We start from the raw sequence: 15,152 nt of genomic DNA, 5'->3' as shown, positions 1-15,152 counted from the left end.
ACAAAAAGCCCCTTTCGGGGCTTTTTGTTTTTCAGGCGGTAGCGACGCGTGTCGGTTGCGTGAGCCGCTCGTTCAAGTCCAGCCAGGCCCCCAGCAGCGCCATCAGCCCGGCGCCCACCATCGCGGTGAAGATTTGCATGGCGAAGGCATCGCCGGTGATCGCATTGACCATGTCCGCCAGCGGCGCCAGCAGCACCCCCAGGCAGAACACTTCGAGGGAGTAACGCCCCATGCGGCAGGTTTGCTGTGCCAGCCAGTTTTGCGTCCAGCCATGGCCGGGCAGCAGCTTGGCGGTGACATAGGCCAGCGCCAGGAAGTGCAGCAAACGCACGGGCGACAGGTCGGTCTTGCTGATGGGGTACAGCAGGTCACTGAGCACCGACGGCATCAGCGCGTCGTGGATCTCCGGCCAGCGCCACGAGATCGTGAGCACCCCCGCCACCACGGCGTACACCGCCGCAGCCACGAACAACGGCTGACGCAGCAGCCTGCGGGTTTCTGCCGGGCGTGGCTGCTGTGCATGAATCGCCGCCGCACCGCCCAGCACAAACAGCAACTGCCAGGTCACCGGGTTGAAGTACCACACACCGTCGGCGATCGCCGCCAGGTTCCAGCCCAGGTGCGGTGCCAACAGGTACACCGCCAGCGAAACCGCCACCACCGCCCAGGTCTTGCGCAGCAGCAACGGCAGCACCAGCGGCAGGCAACCCAGCAGCACGATATACAGCGGCAGCGGGTCCATCAGGTTGGGCTTGAAGCGCAACAGCAGTTCATCCACCAACGCTTGCTGGGGGTGGGTGACGAAATGCGTCAGGCCCATCTCTTCGACCAGGTCGCGGGTTTCCACATGGCTGTTGGCGAAGAACACGATGCCCATCAGCATCGCCAGCAAAAAGATATGCACCACATACAGCACCCAGGTGCGCCGCCAAATCTTCACGCAGGCGATCAAATAGCCGTCGCGCTGCAGGATCTTGCCGTAGGCCAGCACCGCCGCATAACCGGCCAGGAACACAAAGACTTCCGCTGCATCACTGAAACCGAAGTTGCGCAGGGTGATCTGGCCCAGAGGGTTGTGGGGTACGTGATCCCAGAAAATGAAGATCAACGCCAGGCCCCGAAAAAAATCGATGCGCGGGTCGCGTCCGTTCAGCATGGCAGCGGGCTCTTGAACAAGGGGTTTAGTAATGACAAGCAGGCGACGGCTTTAGTCGTGCCGTACGTCGGGCGGGCGCAGGTTGGCGGTATTTGTAAGCAATTGCAAAGCTCAGTTTTTACTGAATGTCTCATCGCGGCGTTTAAACATCGATGATCACCAGCGTGCCGTGGCTGCCGGCAAGTACGGCGTGGGCGATGCCGGCTTCCACCAGGTACATCTGGCCGGCGCCGACGTCGACGGCCTGCTCGCCGATCGACAGGCGCAAATGGCCGTCGATCACCAGGAGGCCCTCGTTGTAGTCGTGGGTTTCTTCTGCGTAGGCCTGCGCATCCATGCGCAGCACCTTGATCCGCGCCGGGCCGACCTGGCCCAGGCGGGTGGATTTCCAGGTGGCTGGCAGTTGTGCGGCGAGGGCGGTGAAGTCCAGTAACGGCATGGTGAAGCTCCTTGTTTCAACGATGCCGTTCGGTGGTCCGGTTCAGCGGGATTTTCAGTGTAGGCGACTCAGGCCGCCGCGATTTCATTCGGCTCAAAACTGTCCGCCCGAGCCATCTGCCACATGCGCGAATAAAACTCGCCATTCACTTCGCCGGTCAGCAGTTCCCCAGGCTTGAGGAACACATGCAGCTGCGAGAACAGCTTGATCTCGGTGGCCGACATGCGCCGCACCAGGTGCTTGGCCGACAGTTGCGACGGATGATCGAGGCCGGCGGCGGCGAGCATTTCGGCCAGGGCCTTCAGGGTGTTGCGGTGGAAGTTGAACACCCGCTGGGCCTTGTCCGGCACCACCAGGGCGCGTTGGCGCAACGGGTCCTGGGTGGCCACGCCGGTGGGGCATTTGTTGGTGTGGCAGCTTTGCGACTGGATGCAGCCGATGGCAAACATGAAACCCCGCGCCGAGTTGGCCCAGTCGGCGCCGATGGCCAGGACGCTGGCGATGTCGAACGCGCTGACGATCTTGCCGCTGGCGCCCAGCTTGATCTTGTCCCGCAGGTTCAGGCCCACCAGGGTGTTGTGCACAAACAGCAGGCCTTCGCGCAGCGGCACGCCGATGTGGTCGGTGAACTCCACGGGCGCGGCGCCGGTGCCGCCTTCCTTGCCGTCCACCACGATAAAGTCCGGGAGGATGCCGGTTTCGAGCATGGCCTTGGCGATGCCCATGAATTCCCACGGGTGGCCCAGGCAGAACTTGAAACCCACCGGCTTGCCGCCCGACAGTTCACGCAACTGGGCGATGAACTGCATCATCTCGATCGGGGTGGAAAACGCACTGTGCCGCGACGGCGAGATGCAGTCTTCGCCCATCATGATGCCGCGGGTATCAGCGATTTCCTGGGTGACTTTGTGCTTGGGCAGGATCCCGCCGTGGCCCGGCTTGGCGCCCTGGCTCATCTTGATTTCGATCATCCGTACCTGCGGGTTCTGCGCCTGCACGGCGAAGCGTTCCGGGTCGAAACGGCCGTCGCTGGTGCGGCAGCCGAAATAGCCGCTGCCCAGTTCCCAGGTCAGGTCGCCGCCGTTTTCCCGGTGGTAGGGGCTGATGCTGCCTTCGCCGGTGTCGTGGGCAAAGTTGCCGAGCTTGGCCCCTGGTTGAGGGCGCGAATCGCGTTGGCGCTCAACGAGCCGAAGCTCATGGCCGAGATGTTGAACACCGAGGCCGAGTACGGCTGCTTGCACTGCGGGCCGCCGACGATCACGCGAAAGGCGCTGGGGTCGCTCAACGGTGCGGGGCGCATGGAGTGGCCGATAAACTCGAAGCCCGACTGGTACACATCGATCAGCGTGCCGAACGGTTTGTCGGCGCTTTCATTCTTGGCGCGGGAGTAGACCAGCGAGCGCTGGGCCCGGGAGAAGGGCAGGGCGTCGCTGTCGGATTCCAGCAGGTATTGGCGGATTTCCGGGCGGATGCCTTCCACCAGGTAACGGATATTGCCCAGGATCGGGTAGTTGCGGCGCACCGCGTGGGGGCTTTGCATCAGGTCGAAAATGCCGATCAGGCTGAGAATGCCGGTGACCACGGCGATCGGCCACAGCCATTCGTGTTCGATAAACGGCATGCTGGCGAGGGTGAAAATGACGCAGACGGCAAAGAACGCGTAACGGCTTAGTAACGACAGGCTCATACGGTTTTTCCTCAGGTTCAACTCTACAGGTCGATCTGCCATTCTGCGCCAGTACTCAAAGCCCGGACAAGGATTGACCGCTCTGGTGCGCGTTTTACAGGCCTTGGTTCCGGAACCGTTCCTTGGGAAATTGCCACTACGGGCTTGGGGCGCGAACCCCGTACGTCAACTTTGTCCTTGGGTGAATTACTTATGAGAATCAGTGCTTCAGTTGCTCCCGATCGCTATCCGTCGCCGTTTGCGCCGTCGGGAAAACCCGACGATAGCCCGAAGAACATGACGCAGAACATCGCCGGTGCCGTCGGCAACAAAACATGGATGTTCCCCGGCCTCAGCAACATGGCCCTGGGTGTAGAAAAGTCGGATGGCAGCGCCGCCGGCATGATGGCCGGTGCAAAAACCGGGCTGGAGAAAACCCTGAACGACGGCCTGGAAACGTCGATCCGTGGCGCCGCACAGGGGAACCTGATGTCAATCTTCAAAGGCTATGCCGAGGCCGTCGCCAAAAATGAAGCCACACCGGCGTTCGTCAAGGAAGTCGTGCTCAAACTCCTCGACTGGTTGAGTTCCTGGGGCCGATCTAGCTCGTTTGCGCCTGCAGAAAAATCGAGAACAGCTCCGACTGGGATTTGATGCCCAGCTTGCTGTACATGTGTTTCTTATGGACTTTCACGGTTTCAACAGAGATTTCCAGCTTACGAGCGATTTCCTTGCTGGAGCAACCACTGAGCATCAATCGGCCAACATCCAGCTCCCGCGCGGTGAGTTGTGCGCCCCAGTCATCGTTCTGGATCGGTGCCTGCGGCGCGCTCACCTGGTTGAGTTCATGGGGCAGGCGCTGGCGCAGCAGGCTCAAGACCCAGGGTTGGATCAGCGACAGCAGGGCAATCTGCTGTGGGGCGAAACGCTGTTTGCAACCCAGGGACAGGCATAAGGTTCGCCCGTCCGGTTGCTGGCAATTGAACTGGATTTCATCGGCCACCACGTTCAGCCGGAAGTAGCGCTGGTAGTACTCGGTCAGCTCGAAATGCTCCGGCGCCACTTCGGCCAGGCGAAACAGCCCGGTGCGCGAGTGTTCGCGGCTGGCGATGTAGAAGGGGTCGAGCAGGTACAGGCCGTTGAGGTAGTCCTGGAACAGATGGTCCGGCTCGCCGTCCTGGCCGGGGCATTCGGCGAACACCAACGGCTTGTGCTCGCTGCTGAACAGCAACACCACCCAACTGTCGAACGGCACGTACTGGTCCAGCAACCGGACCAGTTGCGTCCAGAAATTGGGCTGGTCCAGGGCGTCTATCATTTGCCCCACCGAACGGTGCCAGGCGATGTCTTCCAGCGACAATGTCATGCATCTACCCCCATAGGGTTAACCCGGCTGCGTGATTTCCCGAGTGATTGCGGCCTGCGCATACTGCGCCACAGTTAAAACAACAGGACACACCATGAAGGTCGAATTTGCCCAACTGGCAGGCCGCGATAACGGCACAGCTTACAACCTTGAGCGCGCTTTGGCGGCGATTGCCGCGTGTGCGGCCGATACCCAACTGGTCGTGTTCCCGGAAACCCACCTGATGGGCTTCCCGACCGCCAGCACCGTGGCGGACGTCGCCGAACCGGTGGACGGCCCGACCGTGCAGGCCATTATCCAGGCTGCGCGAGCGCGCAACATCGCCGTGGTCATCGGCATGGCCGAGAACGACGCGGGCCAATTCTATAACACCACTTTGATGATCACCCCCGAAGGCATCGCCCTGCGTTATCGCAAGACCCACCTGTGGGCCTCGGACCGCGGCGTGTTCACCCCGGGTGATCGCTACGCCACCTGCGTGTGGAACGACGTGCGCGTGGGCCTGTTGATCTGCTACGACATCGAATTCCCGGAAACCGCCCGCGCCCTGGCGCAGGTGGGCGCTGAAGTGTTGATCGTCACCAACGGCAACATGGACCCCTATGGCCCGACTCACCGCACCGCGATCATGGCCCGCGCCCAGGAAAACCAGGCGTTTGCGCTGATGGTCAACCGGGTGGAAGCGGGTGACGACGGCCTGATGTTCGCCGGTGGCAGTGCCCTGGTGGACCCGTTCGGCACCTTGCTGTTTGAAGCCGGGCGTGAAGAAGGCCAGTTCAGGGTCGAGCTGGACCTTGGACAACTGGCGGCAGCGCGACAGGACTATCGCTACCTGGATGACCAGCGCTTGAAATTGCCGGGGGAGGTGATTGAGCGCGAGGACGGTACACGGGAGTTGTTGATCCCCAAGGCCTGATCTCACTGGCAAATGGAATTGCTGTGGTGAGCGAGCTTGCCTCGCGCGGGGCAAGCCCACTCACCACAAAGGCTGTGCCTTACATAAAAAATAAAGACATTCGCAACACCGACTTCAGTTCTGCCATAACTCTAATAATTGCGCGGAGAATCGCTCATGGCTCGTTTGCAACGCACCCTGTCGTTAGGGTCGGTGGTGCTGTTTGGCATCGCCTATATGACACCGATCATTGTCCTGGGTACCTTCGGCATCCTGGCGCAATCCACCGCCGGCATGGTCCCGGCCGCTTACCTGGCCGCCCTGGTGGCGATGTTCTTCACCGCCATGAGCTACGGCCGCATGGCCTCGGCGTTCCCGGTGGCCGGGTCGGCCTACAGCTACGTGCGCAAGGCCATCAGCCCCAAGCTCGGGTTTATCGCCGGTTGGGCGGTGCTGCTCGACTACCTGTTCCTGCCCATGGCCATCTGGCTGATCGGCGCGGCCTACCTGCATTCAGCCTTCCCGGCCGTGCCGCAATGGGTCTGGGTCCTTGCGTTTATCGGGGTCACCAGCGTGATCAATATCATCGGCCTGAAACTCGCCAACGGCATCAACGCCTTGCTGATGCTGGTGCAGTTTCTGGTGCTGATTGCCTTCGTCGCGCTGTGCATCCACTACATCGGCGGTGACGCCAGCAAGCCGCTGTGGACCGTCACTCCGTTCTTCAACGGCCAGATGCAAATGCCGCTGATCATGAGCGGCGCGGCGATCGCCTGCTATTCGTTCCTGGGCTTCGACGCGGTCAGCACCCTGACCGAGGAAACCCGTGACCCACGCCGCACCATTCCCAGGGCGATCATGTTGATCACCCTGATCGGCGGGCTGATCTTCGTCGGCGTGTCGTACTTCGTGCAGATCGCCCACCCGTCGTTCGAATTTACCGACGTGGACTCGGCGGCCTATGAGATTGCCCGCAACATTGGCGGCGACCTGTTCGTGTCGATCTTCCTGATCGGCCTGATCGTCGGCCAGTTCGCCTCGGGGCTGTCGGCCCAGGCCAGCGGTTCGCGGTTGCTGTTTGCGATGGGCCGCGACGGGGTGTTGCCCAAGTCGTTCTTCGGCACGTTGCATGCGCGCTTCGGTACGCCGGTGAACAGCATCCTGCTGTGCGCCGTGGTGGCCTTGCTGGCGCTGAAGCTGGACGTCACCACCTCCACCTCGTTCATCAACTTCGGCGCCTTCCTGGCTTTCAGCCTGGTGAACCTGTCGGTGATCTTCCACTACTGGATCGGCGCTAAACAGCGTGGGCTGCGGGAGCTGGTGCTGTTCCTGGTGTTCCCGACCATCGGCCTGCTGGCGGATGTGTGGTTGATGGTCAGCCTCGATCACCTGGCGATTTACCTGGGCCTGAGCTGGTTGGCGATTGGCCTGGTGTACCTGGGTTTCCTGACGCGGGGCTTTTCGCAGCAACCACCGGAGATGGATTTCCAGGAAGCCGCATAGAAGCTTGAGGTCTATTCTTATTGCGTTCGGTTCTCGTTTGGGTACATAATTTGTGTTACTGTATAACACTAATTGATCGCCCAGACGCCCCGGAGGCCTTATGAAACCTGGTATCCACCCCGACTACCGCACCGTGTTGTTCCACGACACCGCCGCCGATGTGTTCTTCCTGATCGGTTCCACCGTGGAAACCGACCGTACGCAAAAACACAGCGACGGCCACACCTACCCTTACGTGCTCCTCGACGTGTCCAGCGCCTCGCACCCGGTGTACACCGGCCAGCAGCGCAAGACCCAGTCCGAAGGCCGCATCGCCGGCTTCAACAAGCGGTTTGCGTCGTTTGGTTCGGCCCCGAAGAACGCCGAAGCCTGAGCCTGTCCCCTGTAGAGGCGTGCCTTTACAGGGGATCTGCCGTCTGGCGAATCGGCAATATCACCCGAAACGTCGTGCCCTTGCCCACTTCGCTGTTCACCGAAATCGTCCCGTGATGCTTCTTCACGATCCCGTACGACAGTGACAGCCCCAGGCCTGTACCTTCGCCCACCGGCTTGGTGGTGAAGAAAGGGTCAAATATTTTCTGCACACTCTCCGGCGCGATCCCGCAGCCGGTGTCCGCCACTTCCAGCCAGACCTTGTCGCCCTCCACGCCGTTGCTGAGGGTGATGGTGCCGCGTTCCGGGCCCATGGCCTGGGCGGCGTTGATCACCAGGTTCATCACCACCTGATTGAGCTGCGAGGCCAGGCATTCAATGTCCGGCAGCACCTGGAAATGCTTGACCACATCGGCCTTGTACTTGAGTTCGCTGGCGACGATGTTCAGGGTCGAGTCGATCCCCTGTTGCAGGTTTGCCCACTGCCATTGCTCGTCGTTGTCGACCCGCGAGAAATCCTTCAGGTCCTTGACGATCTGGGCCACGCGGCCAATGCCGTCCTTGGATTCGTGGATCAGAACCGGGATGTCTTCCTTGAGAAACTCCAGGTCCATGGCCTTGCGCAGGCTTTGCAAGTGCGTCAGGCATTCGCCGGGCGCGAGGGCTTCTTCGGCCTGCCGATAGGCGTCGAGCATCTGTTGCAACTGTTTGAAGTAGCCGTCCAGGGTGCTCAGGTTGGAGGAGATAAACCCTACCGGGTTGTTGATTTCATGGGCCACGCCCGCCGCGAGCTGGCCCAGGGACGCGAGTTTTTCCGATTGCACCAATTGGCTTTCCAGTTGCTTGCGCTCATCGATTTCCAGTTGCAGCGCCTGGCTGGTCAGGGTCAACGCCTGGGTGCGTTGCTCCACCAGATGCTCCAGATGACTGGTTTGCAGGGACGCGCGCCGGGCCATGTCCCATTTGGCAGCGAGGGTGCTGGCCATCTGTTGGACTTCGATGTTGTCGAAGGGTTTTTTCAGGATCAGCAGGCGGTCATGGGCGTGCAGGCGAAACAGCAGTTCTTCCCAGGAATAATCGGAGTAGGCGGTGCACACCACCACTTGCAGGTGCGGGTCGACTTTCCACAGCGCTTCGATGGTTTGCGCGCCGTCCCAGCCCTGGGGCATGCGCATGTCCACAAAGGCCAGGGCGTAGGGGCGCTCTTGTTGCATGGCCTGGCACAGCAGCTGCAACCCTTCCTGGCCACCGTAGGCTGAATCCAGCGTGAACGCCTGGGCCTGGGGTTTGACGCTGTCGCCGAACAGCGCGGTTTCCATCTCGTCCAGTTCCAGGTTCGACTCCACGGGCGGCGTCAGGATCTTGCGGAAGTCCTGGTGAATCGACGGGGTGTCATCAATCAGCAGGATTCGCCGGTTCGGTGGTTGGTTCATGCTCATGTCCGTGCGGGGTCAAGAGGGATGTGCAAGGTGAACACCGCGCCTTTGCCCGGGCCGTCGCTGTGGGCGGTCAGGCGGCCCTTCATTTCCAGGGCGGCCAGGGCGCAACTGTGCAGGCCGAAGCCGTGGCCTTCCTTGCGGGTGGTGAAACCGTGGGTGAAGATTCTGGTCATGTTTTCTGCCGGTATGCCTTCGCCCTCGTCCTTGACGCTGATCTGCAAGGTGCCGTCGTCCAGCGGCAGCACCGTCAGGGTCATTTGCCGGGTGCGGTCGGTGAGGTTGGACATGGCGTACTTGGCGTTGCTGATCAGGTTGACCAGGATCAGCAGCAACCGATGCTTGTCGGCCATGATCTCGGGCACGTCGTGGTAGTCCTTGACCACCGTCACATGGTGGCGGCTCAGGGCCCCGGAGTTCATGCGCAGGGCATCTTCCATCAACGCACTGATGTGCACCGGCTCCAGCAGCGTGGACGCACCGGCGTAGGACTGTTGGGTGGACACAATGTCCTTGATGTGGTCGACGCTTTTGCTCAGTTGCGCCAGCTCCTCGGTGAGGCCCTGCTGTTCAGTGGCGATGGCCTCGACCAACTGGTTCAGGTAGCCGGGCAGCAGCTTGCCTTTTTCATCTTCCGTGAGAAAGGTGCCGAGGTCATGGCGGTGCTCGTTGATCAACTGCATGGCCTTGCCCAGCCCCAGCGCCTTGCTGGTGCGCAGCTTGCGCGCCACCAGCTCGGCAGAGATGTTCACGCTGTTGAGCACGTTGCCGACGTTGTGCAGCACGTTGGTCGCGATCTCCGCCATGCCGGCCTGGCGCGCGCTGTCCATGAGTTCGCCCTGGGCATCCTTGAGTTCCCGGGTGCGCTCTTCAACGCGCTGCTCAAGGCTTTCGTTAACCACATGCAGGGCCCGGTTGACCCGGTTGATCTCGGCGAAACTGCGCAACAGGCGAATCGCCAGGTACAGCAGCAGCGCCACCAGCAAGGTGGAAAACACCAGCAGGTAGCGGTGGTATTTCTGGTCGAGCAGGTCGGCCGCAGTCTGGTCCTGGTTGAGCTGGTTGGTCAGGTCGTCCAGGCGTTCGGCCAGCGGCACGGCGGCGATGCGTTCAAGCAGGCCGTTGACCACGGGCTGTTCCCGCAGGATCAGCGAAATGTGATTGCTGAGAATCTCCACCGGCACCTGGAACGACTCGGGCAGGCTCAGTTTGTTGATCGCCAGTTTATTGAGGCCCACCAGGATGTCGGCGGCCTTGTCGTCGCTGGTCACCTGGGCGAATTCGAGGCTGCTGAGGAGCACGTCGTAGGTGTCGGTGGCGATGCTTTGCTGGAGCAGTTTGTCGGTGTCGGTGAGCGCCAGGAACTGCGCCTGGATATCGTCCTCGGCGGTGGGCAGGAAGGCCAGGGAATTGCGCAACACCGCGTTGTGGGACTTGAACTGGTCCACCAGCCGGGCCTTTTCCTGGATCGCCTGGCGATAGGCGTCCTGGCCGGCCTGCCAGCGGGCCGGGTCTTCGTGACGGTGTTGCGATTCGCGCCGCTCCAGGCTTGCCCACAGGCGGTTCATTTCGCTGAGGGGCGCCACCAGAGGGTCGTAGTTGTGGGTCAGGGCAATCCTGGCCTTGAGCACTTCACTGTCCCATTGTGAGTTCAGTTGCTTGATTTCGCGGATCAGGTCGCGGGACTCGGTGTAGGTGGTGGTCTGGTCACTCGACGACTTGAGGTACAAAAAAACCAGGGTCGAGGCGAGTATCAGGGTCATGGTGCTGAGCATGAGCTGGGTGGCGCGGCGTGAGAGTTTCATAGTGGCTTGCCTGCCCATTCGCCGGTCAGGGTTTTCAGGAACAGCACGATCAGGGTCGTGTCTTCAGCCGAGGGAACGCGACCCAGTTGGTACTTGAACATCACGTCGACGGCTTCTTCGAGGGTCTTGGCCGAGGCGTCGTGAAAGTACGGTGCGGTGACCGCCACATTGCGCAGGCTGGGCACTTTGAACACGTTGCGGTCTTCCTCGTCCTTGGTCAGCAGGTAGCGTCCCAGGTCGGCCTCGGTGGGGTTGCCACGGGCCTTGAAGTAGTCGCCCATCACGCCGAACTTCTGGTACATGTTGCCGCCGATATTGGCACCCTGATGACAGGCGATGCAGCCGTATTCCTTGAAGCGCTGGTAGCCGTATTTTTCTTTAAGGGTGAGGATGTCGGTGTTGCCTTCCAGGTATTGGTCGAAGCGCGAATGCGGGGTAAGCAAGGTACGCTCATAGGTCGCCAGGGCGTTTTGCACATTGGCGGGTGTGATGCCGTCGGGGTAGATCTGCTGAAATGTGGCCTGGTAATGGGGCAGTGCCGACAAGGTTGTCACCACCGTTTGCCAGTCGTTGCCCATCTCCATCGGGCTGGTGACCACCTGCTCGACCTGCGCCTCCAGGGTGTCGACCCGGGCATTCCAGAACTGCTTGAAGTTCAGGCTGGCGTTGAACACGGTCGGGGTGTTCAGCGCCACCGGCTTGCCGTCGAAACCCAGGGAGAAGGGCCGGTTGTCGACGCCGCCGGTTTGCAAGTCATGGCAGCTGGCGCAGGACTTGGTGTTATTGACCGACAGCCGTGTTTCATTGAACAACTGACGCCCCAGCTCCACTGTTGCCACGTCCAGAGACGGCACCGGCGGCAGCGGTTTGAGGGGTTCATCCAGCGGCGCGGCCATCACCGGCAGGCAGGTTGCCAGCCAAAGCGTGATGGCGAGCCCGGGCGCCCGGGAAGACCGGAGAACGTAGCGTGGCGTGGCGTCGCTCAAGCGATGATTCCTTGGGGCAGAAGGTTATTGGCTGGGCATCAGGGTGCGTCGCCCGGCTTGCATCAGTTGGGCGAACTCTTCGGCGGGCACGGCCTTGCTGAACAGGAAACCCTGGCCCTCTTCGCAGTGGTGGGCCTTGAGGAAATCCAGCTGCTCCACCGTCTCCACGCCTTCGGCAATGATGTTCAGGTCCAGGCTTTTACCCAGGCTGATGATCGCGCTGATCAATTGCGCGTCCTGGGTGTTTTTACTCAAGCCGCGAATGAACGACTGGTCGATTTTCAGCACATCAATCGGAAACCGCCGCAGGTAGCTGAGGCTGGAGTAGCCGGTGCCGAAATCATCCACCGCCAGGCGCACGCCCATGGTCTTGATTGCCCGCAGTGTGGTCAGGGTGTCCTCGACGTTTTGCATCAGCACGCTTTCGGTAATCTCAAGCTCCAGCAAGCCCGGCGCGAGGTGGGTGCGTTCGAGGATGGCCGCCAGGTTGGCGACAAAATCCCGCTGGCGAAAATCGATGGCCGAGATGTTCACCGAAATGCACAACGGGGTCAGGCCGCAGGCCTGCCAGGCTTGGGCTTGCTCGCAGGCCTGGCCCAGTACCCATTGGCTCAGGGGCACGATCAGGCCGCTGTCTTCGGCCACCGGGATAAAGGCCGACGGGTAGACCCAGCCATGGTCCGGCTGATGCCAGCGAATCAAGGCTTCCGCGCCGACGATCCGCCCGCTGTTCAAATCCAGTTTCGGCTGGTAGTGCAAGACAAACTCATCGCGTTGCAGGGCCAGCCGAATCGCGGTCTCCAGGCTTTGTTGTTCCTGGGCGCGGCGGTTCATGTCATCAATGAAAAAGCTGAAGTCATTGGGGCCATGATCCTTGGCGGCGTGCATGGCGGTTTCGGCTTTCTTGATCAACTCCACGGCGCTGAAACTGTCGTTGGGGTAAATGCTGATGCCCAGGCTGGCGGTGACGCTCAGGTCGTGGCCGGCCACGTAGCGAATGTGGCTGACGGCCTTGAGGACTTTTTCGGCAATGTGCTGGGTTTGCTGGGGATGATGAACGTCGTTGAGGATCAGCACGAACTCGTCGGAGCCATAGCGAAACACCGAGTCTGATTCGCGCACGGTCGCCACCAGGCTTTGGCTGACTTGCTTGAGCACTTCATCGCCCACCGGGTGGCCCAGGGCGTTGTTGATGCGCTTGAAGCGGTCCAGGCCGATAAACATCACCGCCAACTGGGTGTCGTGGCGCCTGCAGACCGCGATGGCCTGGGTCAGCCGATCGCCCAGCAAGGTGCTGTTGGGCAGCTCGGTGAGGGCGTCGTATTGCAGCAGGTGCGAGACCTTGAGCAGTTCCTGCACCCGCTCCTCCACCGTACGCTCCAGGCCCATCAGCTTGAGCGCGGCATCTTGTGCCAGTTGCCATTTCCAGGTGAGGGCGCTGGCCATCTGGCGGATTTCGAGGTTGTCGAAGGGTTTTTTCAGGATCAGCAGTTGGTCGTCGTATTTGAGCCGCGCCTCGATGGCTTCGAAGGAGTAGTCGGAGTAGGCCGTGCACAGGGCGATTTGCAGGTGCGGGTCGACGGCCCACAGCTGTTCGATGGTCTCCAGGCCATCCCAGCCCGGGGGCATGCGCATGTCGATAAACACCAGGGCGTAGGGCGTGTTGGCGGCCAGGGACTTGGTCACCAGGGCCAGCGCTTCCTGGCCCTGGTAGGCCGAGTCCAGCAGGAACGTCTGGCGCACCGCCGGGGCGGTGCCGAACAGGGTCTCTTCGATGCTGTCCAGGGACTGGCCGCCGTTGGCGTCGGCCTCGAGGATCTTGCGGAAGTCTTCGTGGATCGACGCGGTGTCGTCGACGATCAGGATTCGCCGGTTGGCCCGTGTGGAGCGCGGGTTCACGAGCGGTTCCGGGAGGCGCTCAACTGCATATTCTGGCGCATGTGGCTTCCTTACCTTGAGTGCATCGGTAAACAGGGGCGGTCATGGGCTTCATGCCACAAGCATAGTTGGCTCCCTTGAATAAGTCGGCCAGTTGGCGTCAAATCAACGCCAGTTACCCCCGTCTTCATCTAGCGCTCAATGCACCTGCAAGTACAGCGATTGATGATGACCGGGGTGCAATGGTGCAATTTTGTGTCATTGAGAGGAGGTGTCGCCATGGACGAGCAACTTGCTACGACTGCCCCCTACACCCCCACGATTCTGCTGGTCGATGACGAAGAGTCGATCCTCAACAGCCTGCGCCGCCTGCTGCGTGGCCAACCCTATGACGTGCTGCTGGCCGGCAGCGGCGCCCAGGCCCTGGAAATCATGGCGGCCCGGCCCATCGACCTGATCATGACCGACGCCCGCATGCCGGCCATGGACGGTGCGATGCTGCTGGCCGAGACCCACCGGCTGTACCCGGCCACCACGCGCATCCTGCTGACCGGCTACGCCGACATGAGCATGATGATCAAGGCGATCAACGAAGGGCAGATCCACCGCTACATCAGCAAACCCTGGAACGACGAGGAAATGCTCCTGACCTTGCGCCAGTCCCTGGAGCACCAGCATTCCGAGCGTGAGCGGCTGCGCCTTGAACAGTTGACCCGCGAGCAGAACGACCAGCTGAAAGCCCTCAATGCGACCCTCGAAAAACGCGTCGTGGCGCGCACCTCCGAGCTGCAGCAGACCGCCGACATGCTCGACCTGGCCTACGATGAGCTCAAGCGCAGCTACGTGACCGGTACCGAGGTGTTTTCGCTGCTGGCCAACCTGCGGCTGCCCAAGGAAAAACAGACCAACCGCCAATTGATCGAACTGATCCGCGTGTACTGCAAGTTCCAGCCCATGGACGAAGCCAGCGCGCGCGACCTGACCATGGCCGCCGCGCTCTATAACATCGGCAAGCTGAGTTGGAGCGACAGCATGATGGTGTCGCCCTCCGACCTGCTGCACAGCACCGACCGTGAACGCTACCGCGCGTACCCGGCCCAGAGTGAATCGTTGCTGATGACCCTGGAGCCGATGAAAGATGCCGCGCGCCTGATTCGCCATCACCAGGAGCGCTGGGACGGCAGCGGCTTTCCCGACCACCTCAAGGGTGACGCGATTCCGTTCGGCTCGCGCCTGTTGAAGCTGGCGGTGGACTTTATCGAACTGCAACGCGGCCTGATCCTGGAGCGGCAAATGAACAGCGACGAAGCGCTGCTCTACATCCGCAAATACGCCGGGCGTCTTTACGACCCGGACATGGTGGAAGACTTTATCCAGGCCTGTGCCGCGTTCCTCAGCGACGTGACCCTGGGCGACCCGACCGTGAAAGTCCTGACCACCCGCGAGCTGGCCGAAGGCATGGTACTGGCGCGTAACCTCAACGCCGACAACGGCATGTTGCTGCTCAACGCCGGCAAGGTGCTGAACCTGCCGCTGGTGGACAAGCTGATTGCGTTCGAGGCCATGGAGGGGGCGAAGTACAGCGTGTTTATCAAAGCGCCGGATGAGGCGCTGCTTTCGGGTTGAGGCCGGTTCATGGGATCCTTGCGC

At 61.4% G+C, this 15,152-nt stretch carries 12 protein-coding genes and 1 pseudogene; 5 read left to right on the top strand and 8 right to left on the bottom strand.

Annotated features, from left to right (window positions below; genetic code table 11):
* Window positions 1–31: 31 nt before the first annotated feature.
* The 3 genes and pseudogenes from JFV30_RS23110 to JFV30_RS23100 form a co-directional block, all read right to left on the bottom strand.
* The gene (locus JFV30_RS23110; protein ID WP_201125274.1) at window positions 32–1,156 is read right to left on the bottom strand and encodes an OpgC family protein; all 1,125 of its coding nucleotides are present in this window, start codon (window positions 1,154–1,156) and stop codon (window positions 32–34) included.
* A gap of 142 nt (window positions 1,157–1,298) precedes the next feature.
* Window positions 1,299–1,595, bottom strand: a complete 297-nt coding sequence (locus JFV30_RS23105) for a cupin domain-containing protein (protein ID WP_201125273.1) — start codon at window positions 1,593–1,595, stop codon at window positions 1,299–1,301.
* A gap of 68 nt (window positions 1,596–1,663) precedes the next feature.
* Window positions 1,664–3,282: pseudogene (locus tag JFV30_RS23100) on the bottom strand (FMN-binding glutamate synthase family protein).
* Window positions 3,283–3,474: 192 nt separating this feature from the next.
* On the opposite strand from JFV30_RS23100, the gene JFV30_RS23095 reads away from it, so the two are divergent.
* A complete protein-coding gene (locus tag JFV30_RS23095; RefSeq protein WP_201125272.1) occupies window positions 3,475–3,915 on the top strand; it encodes a hypothetical protein in 441 nt (146 codons plus the stop codon).
* Here the strand turns inward: JFV30_RS23095 and JFV30_RS23090 are convergent.
* Window positions 3,863–4,627 carry a helix-turn-helix transcriptional regulator gene (locus tag JFV30_RS23090; RefSeq protein ID WP_201125271.1) on the bottom strand — a complete coding sequence of 255 codons (765 nt, stop codon included), beginning with the start codon at window positions 4,625–4,627 and terminating at the stop codon, window positions 3,863–3,865. The genes JFV30_RS23095 and JFV30_RS23090 overlap by 53 nt on opposite strands.
* 94 nt (window positions 4,628–4,721) lie before the next feature.
* Here JFV30_RS23090 and JFV30_RS23085 point away from each other — a divergent pair, with 94 nt between their 5' ends.
* From JFV30_RS23085 to JFV30_RS23075, 3 genes are all read left to right on the top strand, one after another.
* Entirely contained in the window at window positions 4,722–5,543 is an 822-nt protein-coding gene (locus JFV30_RS23085) for a carbon-nitrogen hydrolase family protein (protein WP_201125270.1), read from the top strand.
* A gap of 156 nt (window positions 5,544–5,699) precedes the next feature.
* Window positions 5,700–7,025, top strand: coding sequence for an APC family permease (locus tag JFV30_RS23080; protein WP_201125269.1), 1,326 nt, complete (start codon window positions 5,700–5,702; stop codon window positions 7,023–7,025).
* A 100-nt stretch (window positions 7,026–7,125) separates the two neighbouring features.
* Entirely contained in the window at window positions 7,126–7,398 is a 273-nt protein-coding gene (locus tag JFV30_RS23075) for a type B 50S ribosomal protein L31 (RefSeq protein WP_201125268.1), read from the top strand.
* A 25-nt stretch (window positions 7,399–7,423) separates the two neighbouring features.
* On the opposite strand, the gene JFV30_RS23070 is transcribed toward JFV30_RS23075, so the two are convergent.
* From JFV30_RS23070 to JFV30_RS23055, 4 genes are all read right to left on the bottom strand, one after another.
* On the bottom strand, window positions 7,424–8,830 hold the full coding sequence (locus JFV30_RS23070) for an ATP-binding protein (RefSeq protein WP_201125267.1): 1,407 nt from the start codon (window positions 8,828–8,830) through the stop codon (window positions 7,424–7,426).
* 2 nt (window positions 8,831–8,832) lie between these two features.
* Window positions 8,833–10,638 (bottom strand): DAHL domain-containing protein, encoded by a 1,806-nt coding sequence (locus tag JFV30_RS23065; protein WP_201125266.1) that lies wholly within the window; start codon window positions 10,636–10,638, stop codon window positions 8,833–8,835.
* Window positions 10,635–11,567, bottom strand: coding sequence for a cytochrome-c peroxidase (locus JFV30_RS23060; protein ID WP_237151073.1), 933 nt, complete (start codon window positions 11,565–11,567; stop codon window positions 10,635–10,637). Before JFV30_RS23060 ends, JFV30_RS23065 begins: the two co-directional genes overlap by 4 nt.
* Before the next feature lie 81 nt (window positions 11,568–11,648).
* Entirely contained in the window at window positions 11,649–13,523 is a 1,875-nt protein-coding gene (locus tag JFV30_RS23055) for an EAL domain-containing protein (RefSeq protein WP_201125265.1), read from the bottom strand.
* A gap of 258 nt (window positions 13,524–13,781) precedes the next feature.
* Here JFV30_RS23055 and JFV30_RS23050 point away from each other — a divergent pair, with 258 nt between their 5' ends.
* On the top strand, window positions 13,782–15,128 hold the full coding sequence (locus JFV30_RS23050; protein ID WP_010170233.1) for an HD domain-containing phosphohydrolase: 1,347 nt from the start codon (window positions 13,782–13,784) through the stop codon (window positions 15,126–15,128).
* The last annotated feature ends 24 nt before the right edge of the window (window positions 15,129–15,152 follow it).

The organism is Pseudomonas sp. TH32 (assembly GCF_016650855.1).
In the GTDB taxonomy this organism is placed as follows: Bacteria; Pseudomonadota; Gammaproteobacteria; order Pseudomonadales; family Pseudomonadaceae; genus Aquipseudomonas.
The sequence above is the reverse complement of the archived record's forward strand: the minus strand, read 5'-3'. Positions and strand labels throughout refer to the sequence as shown.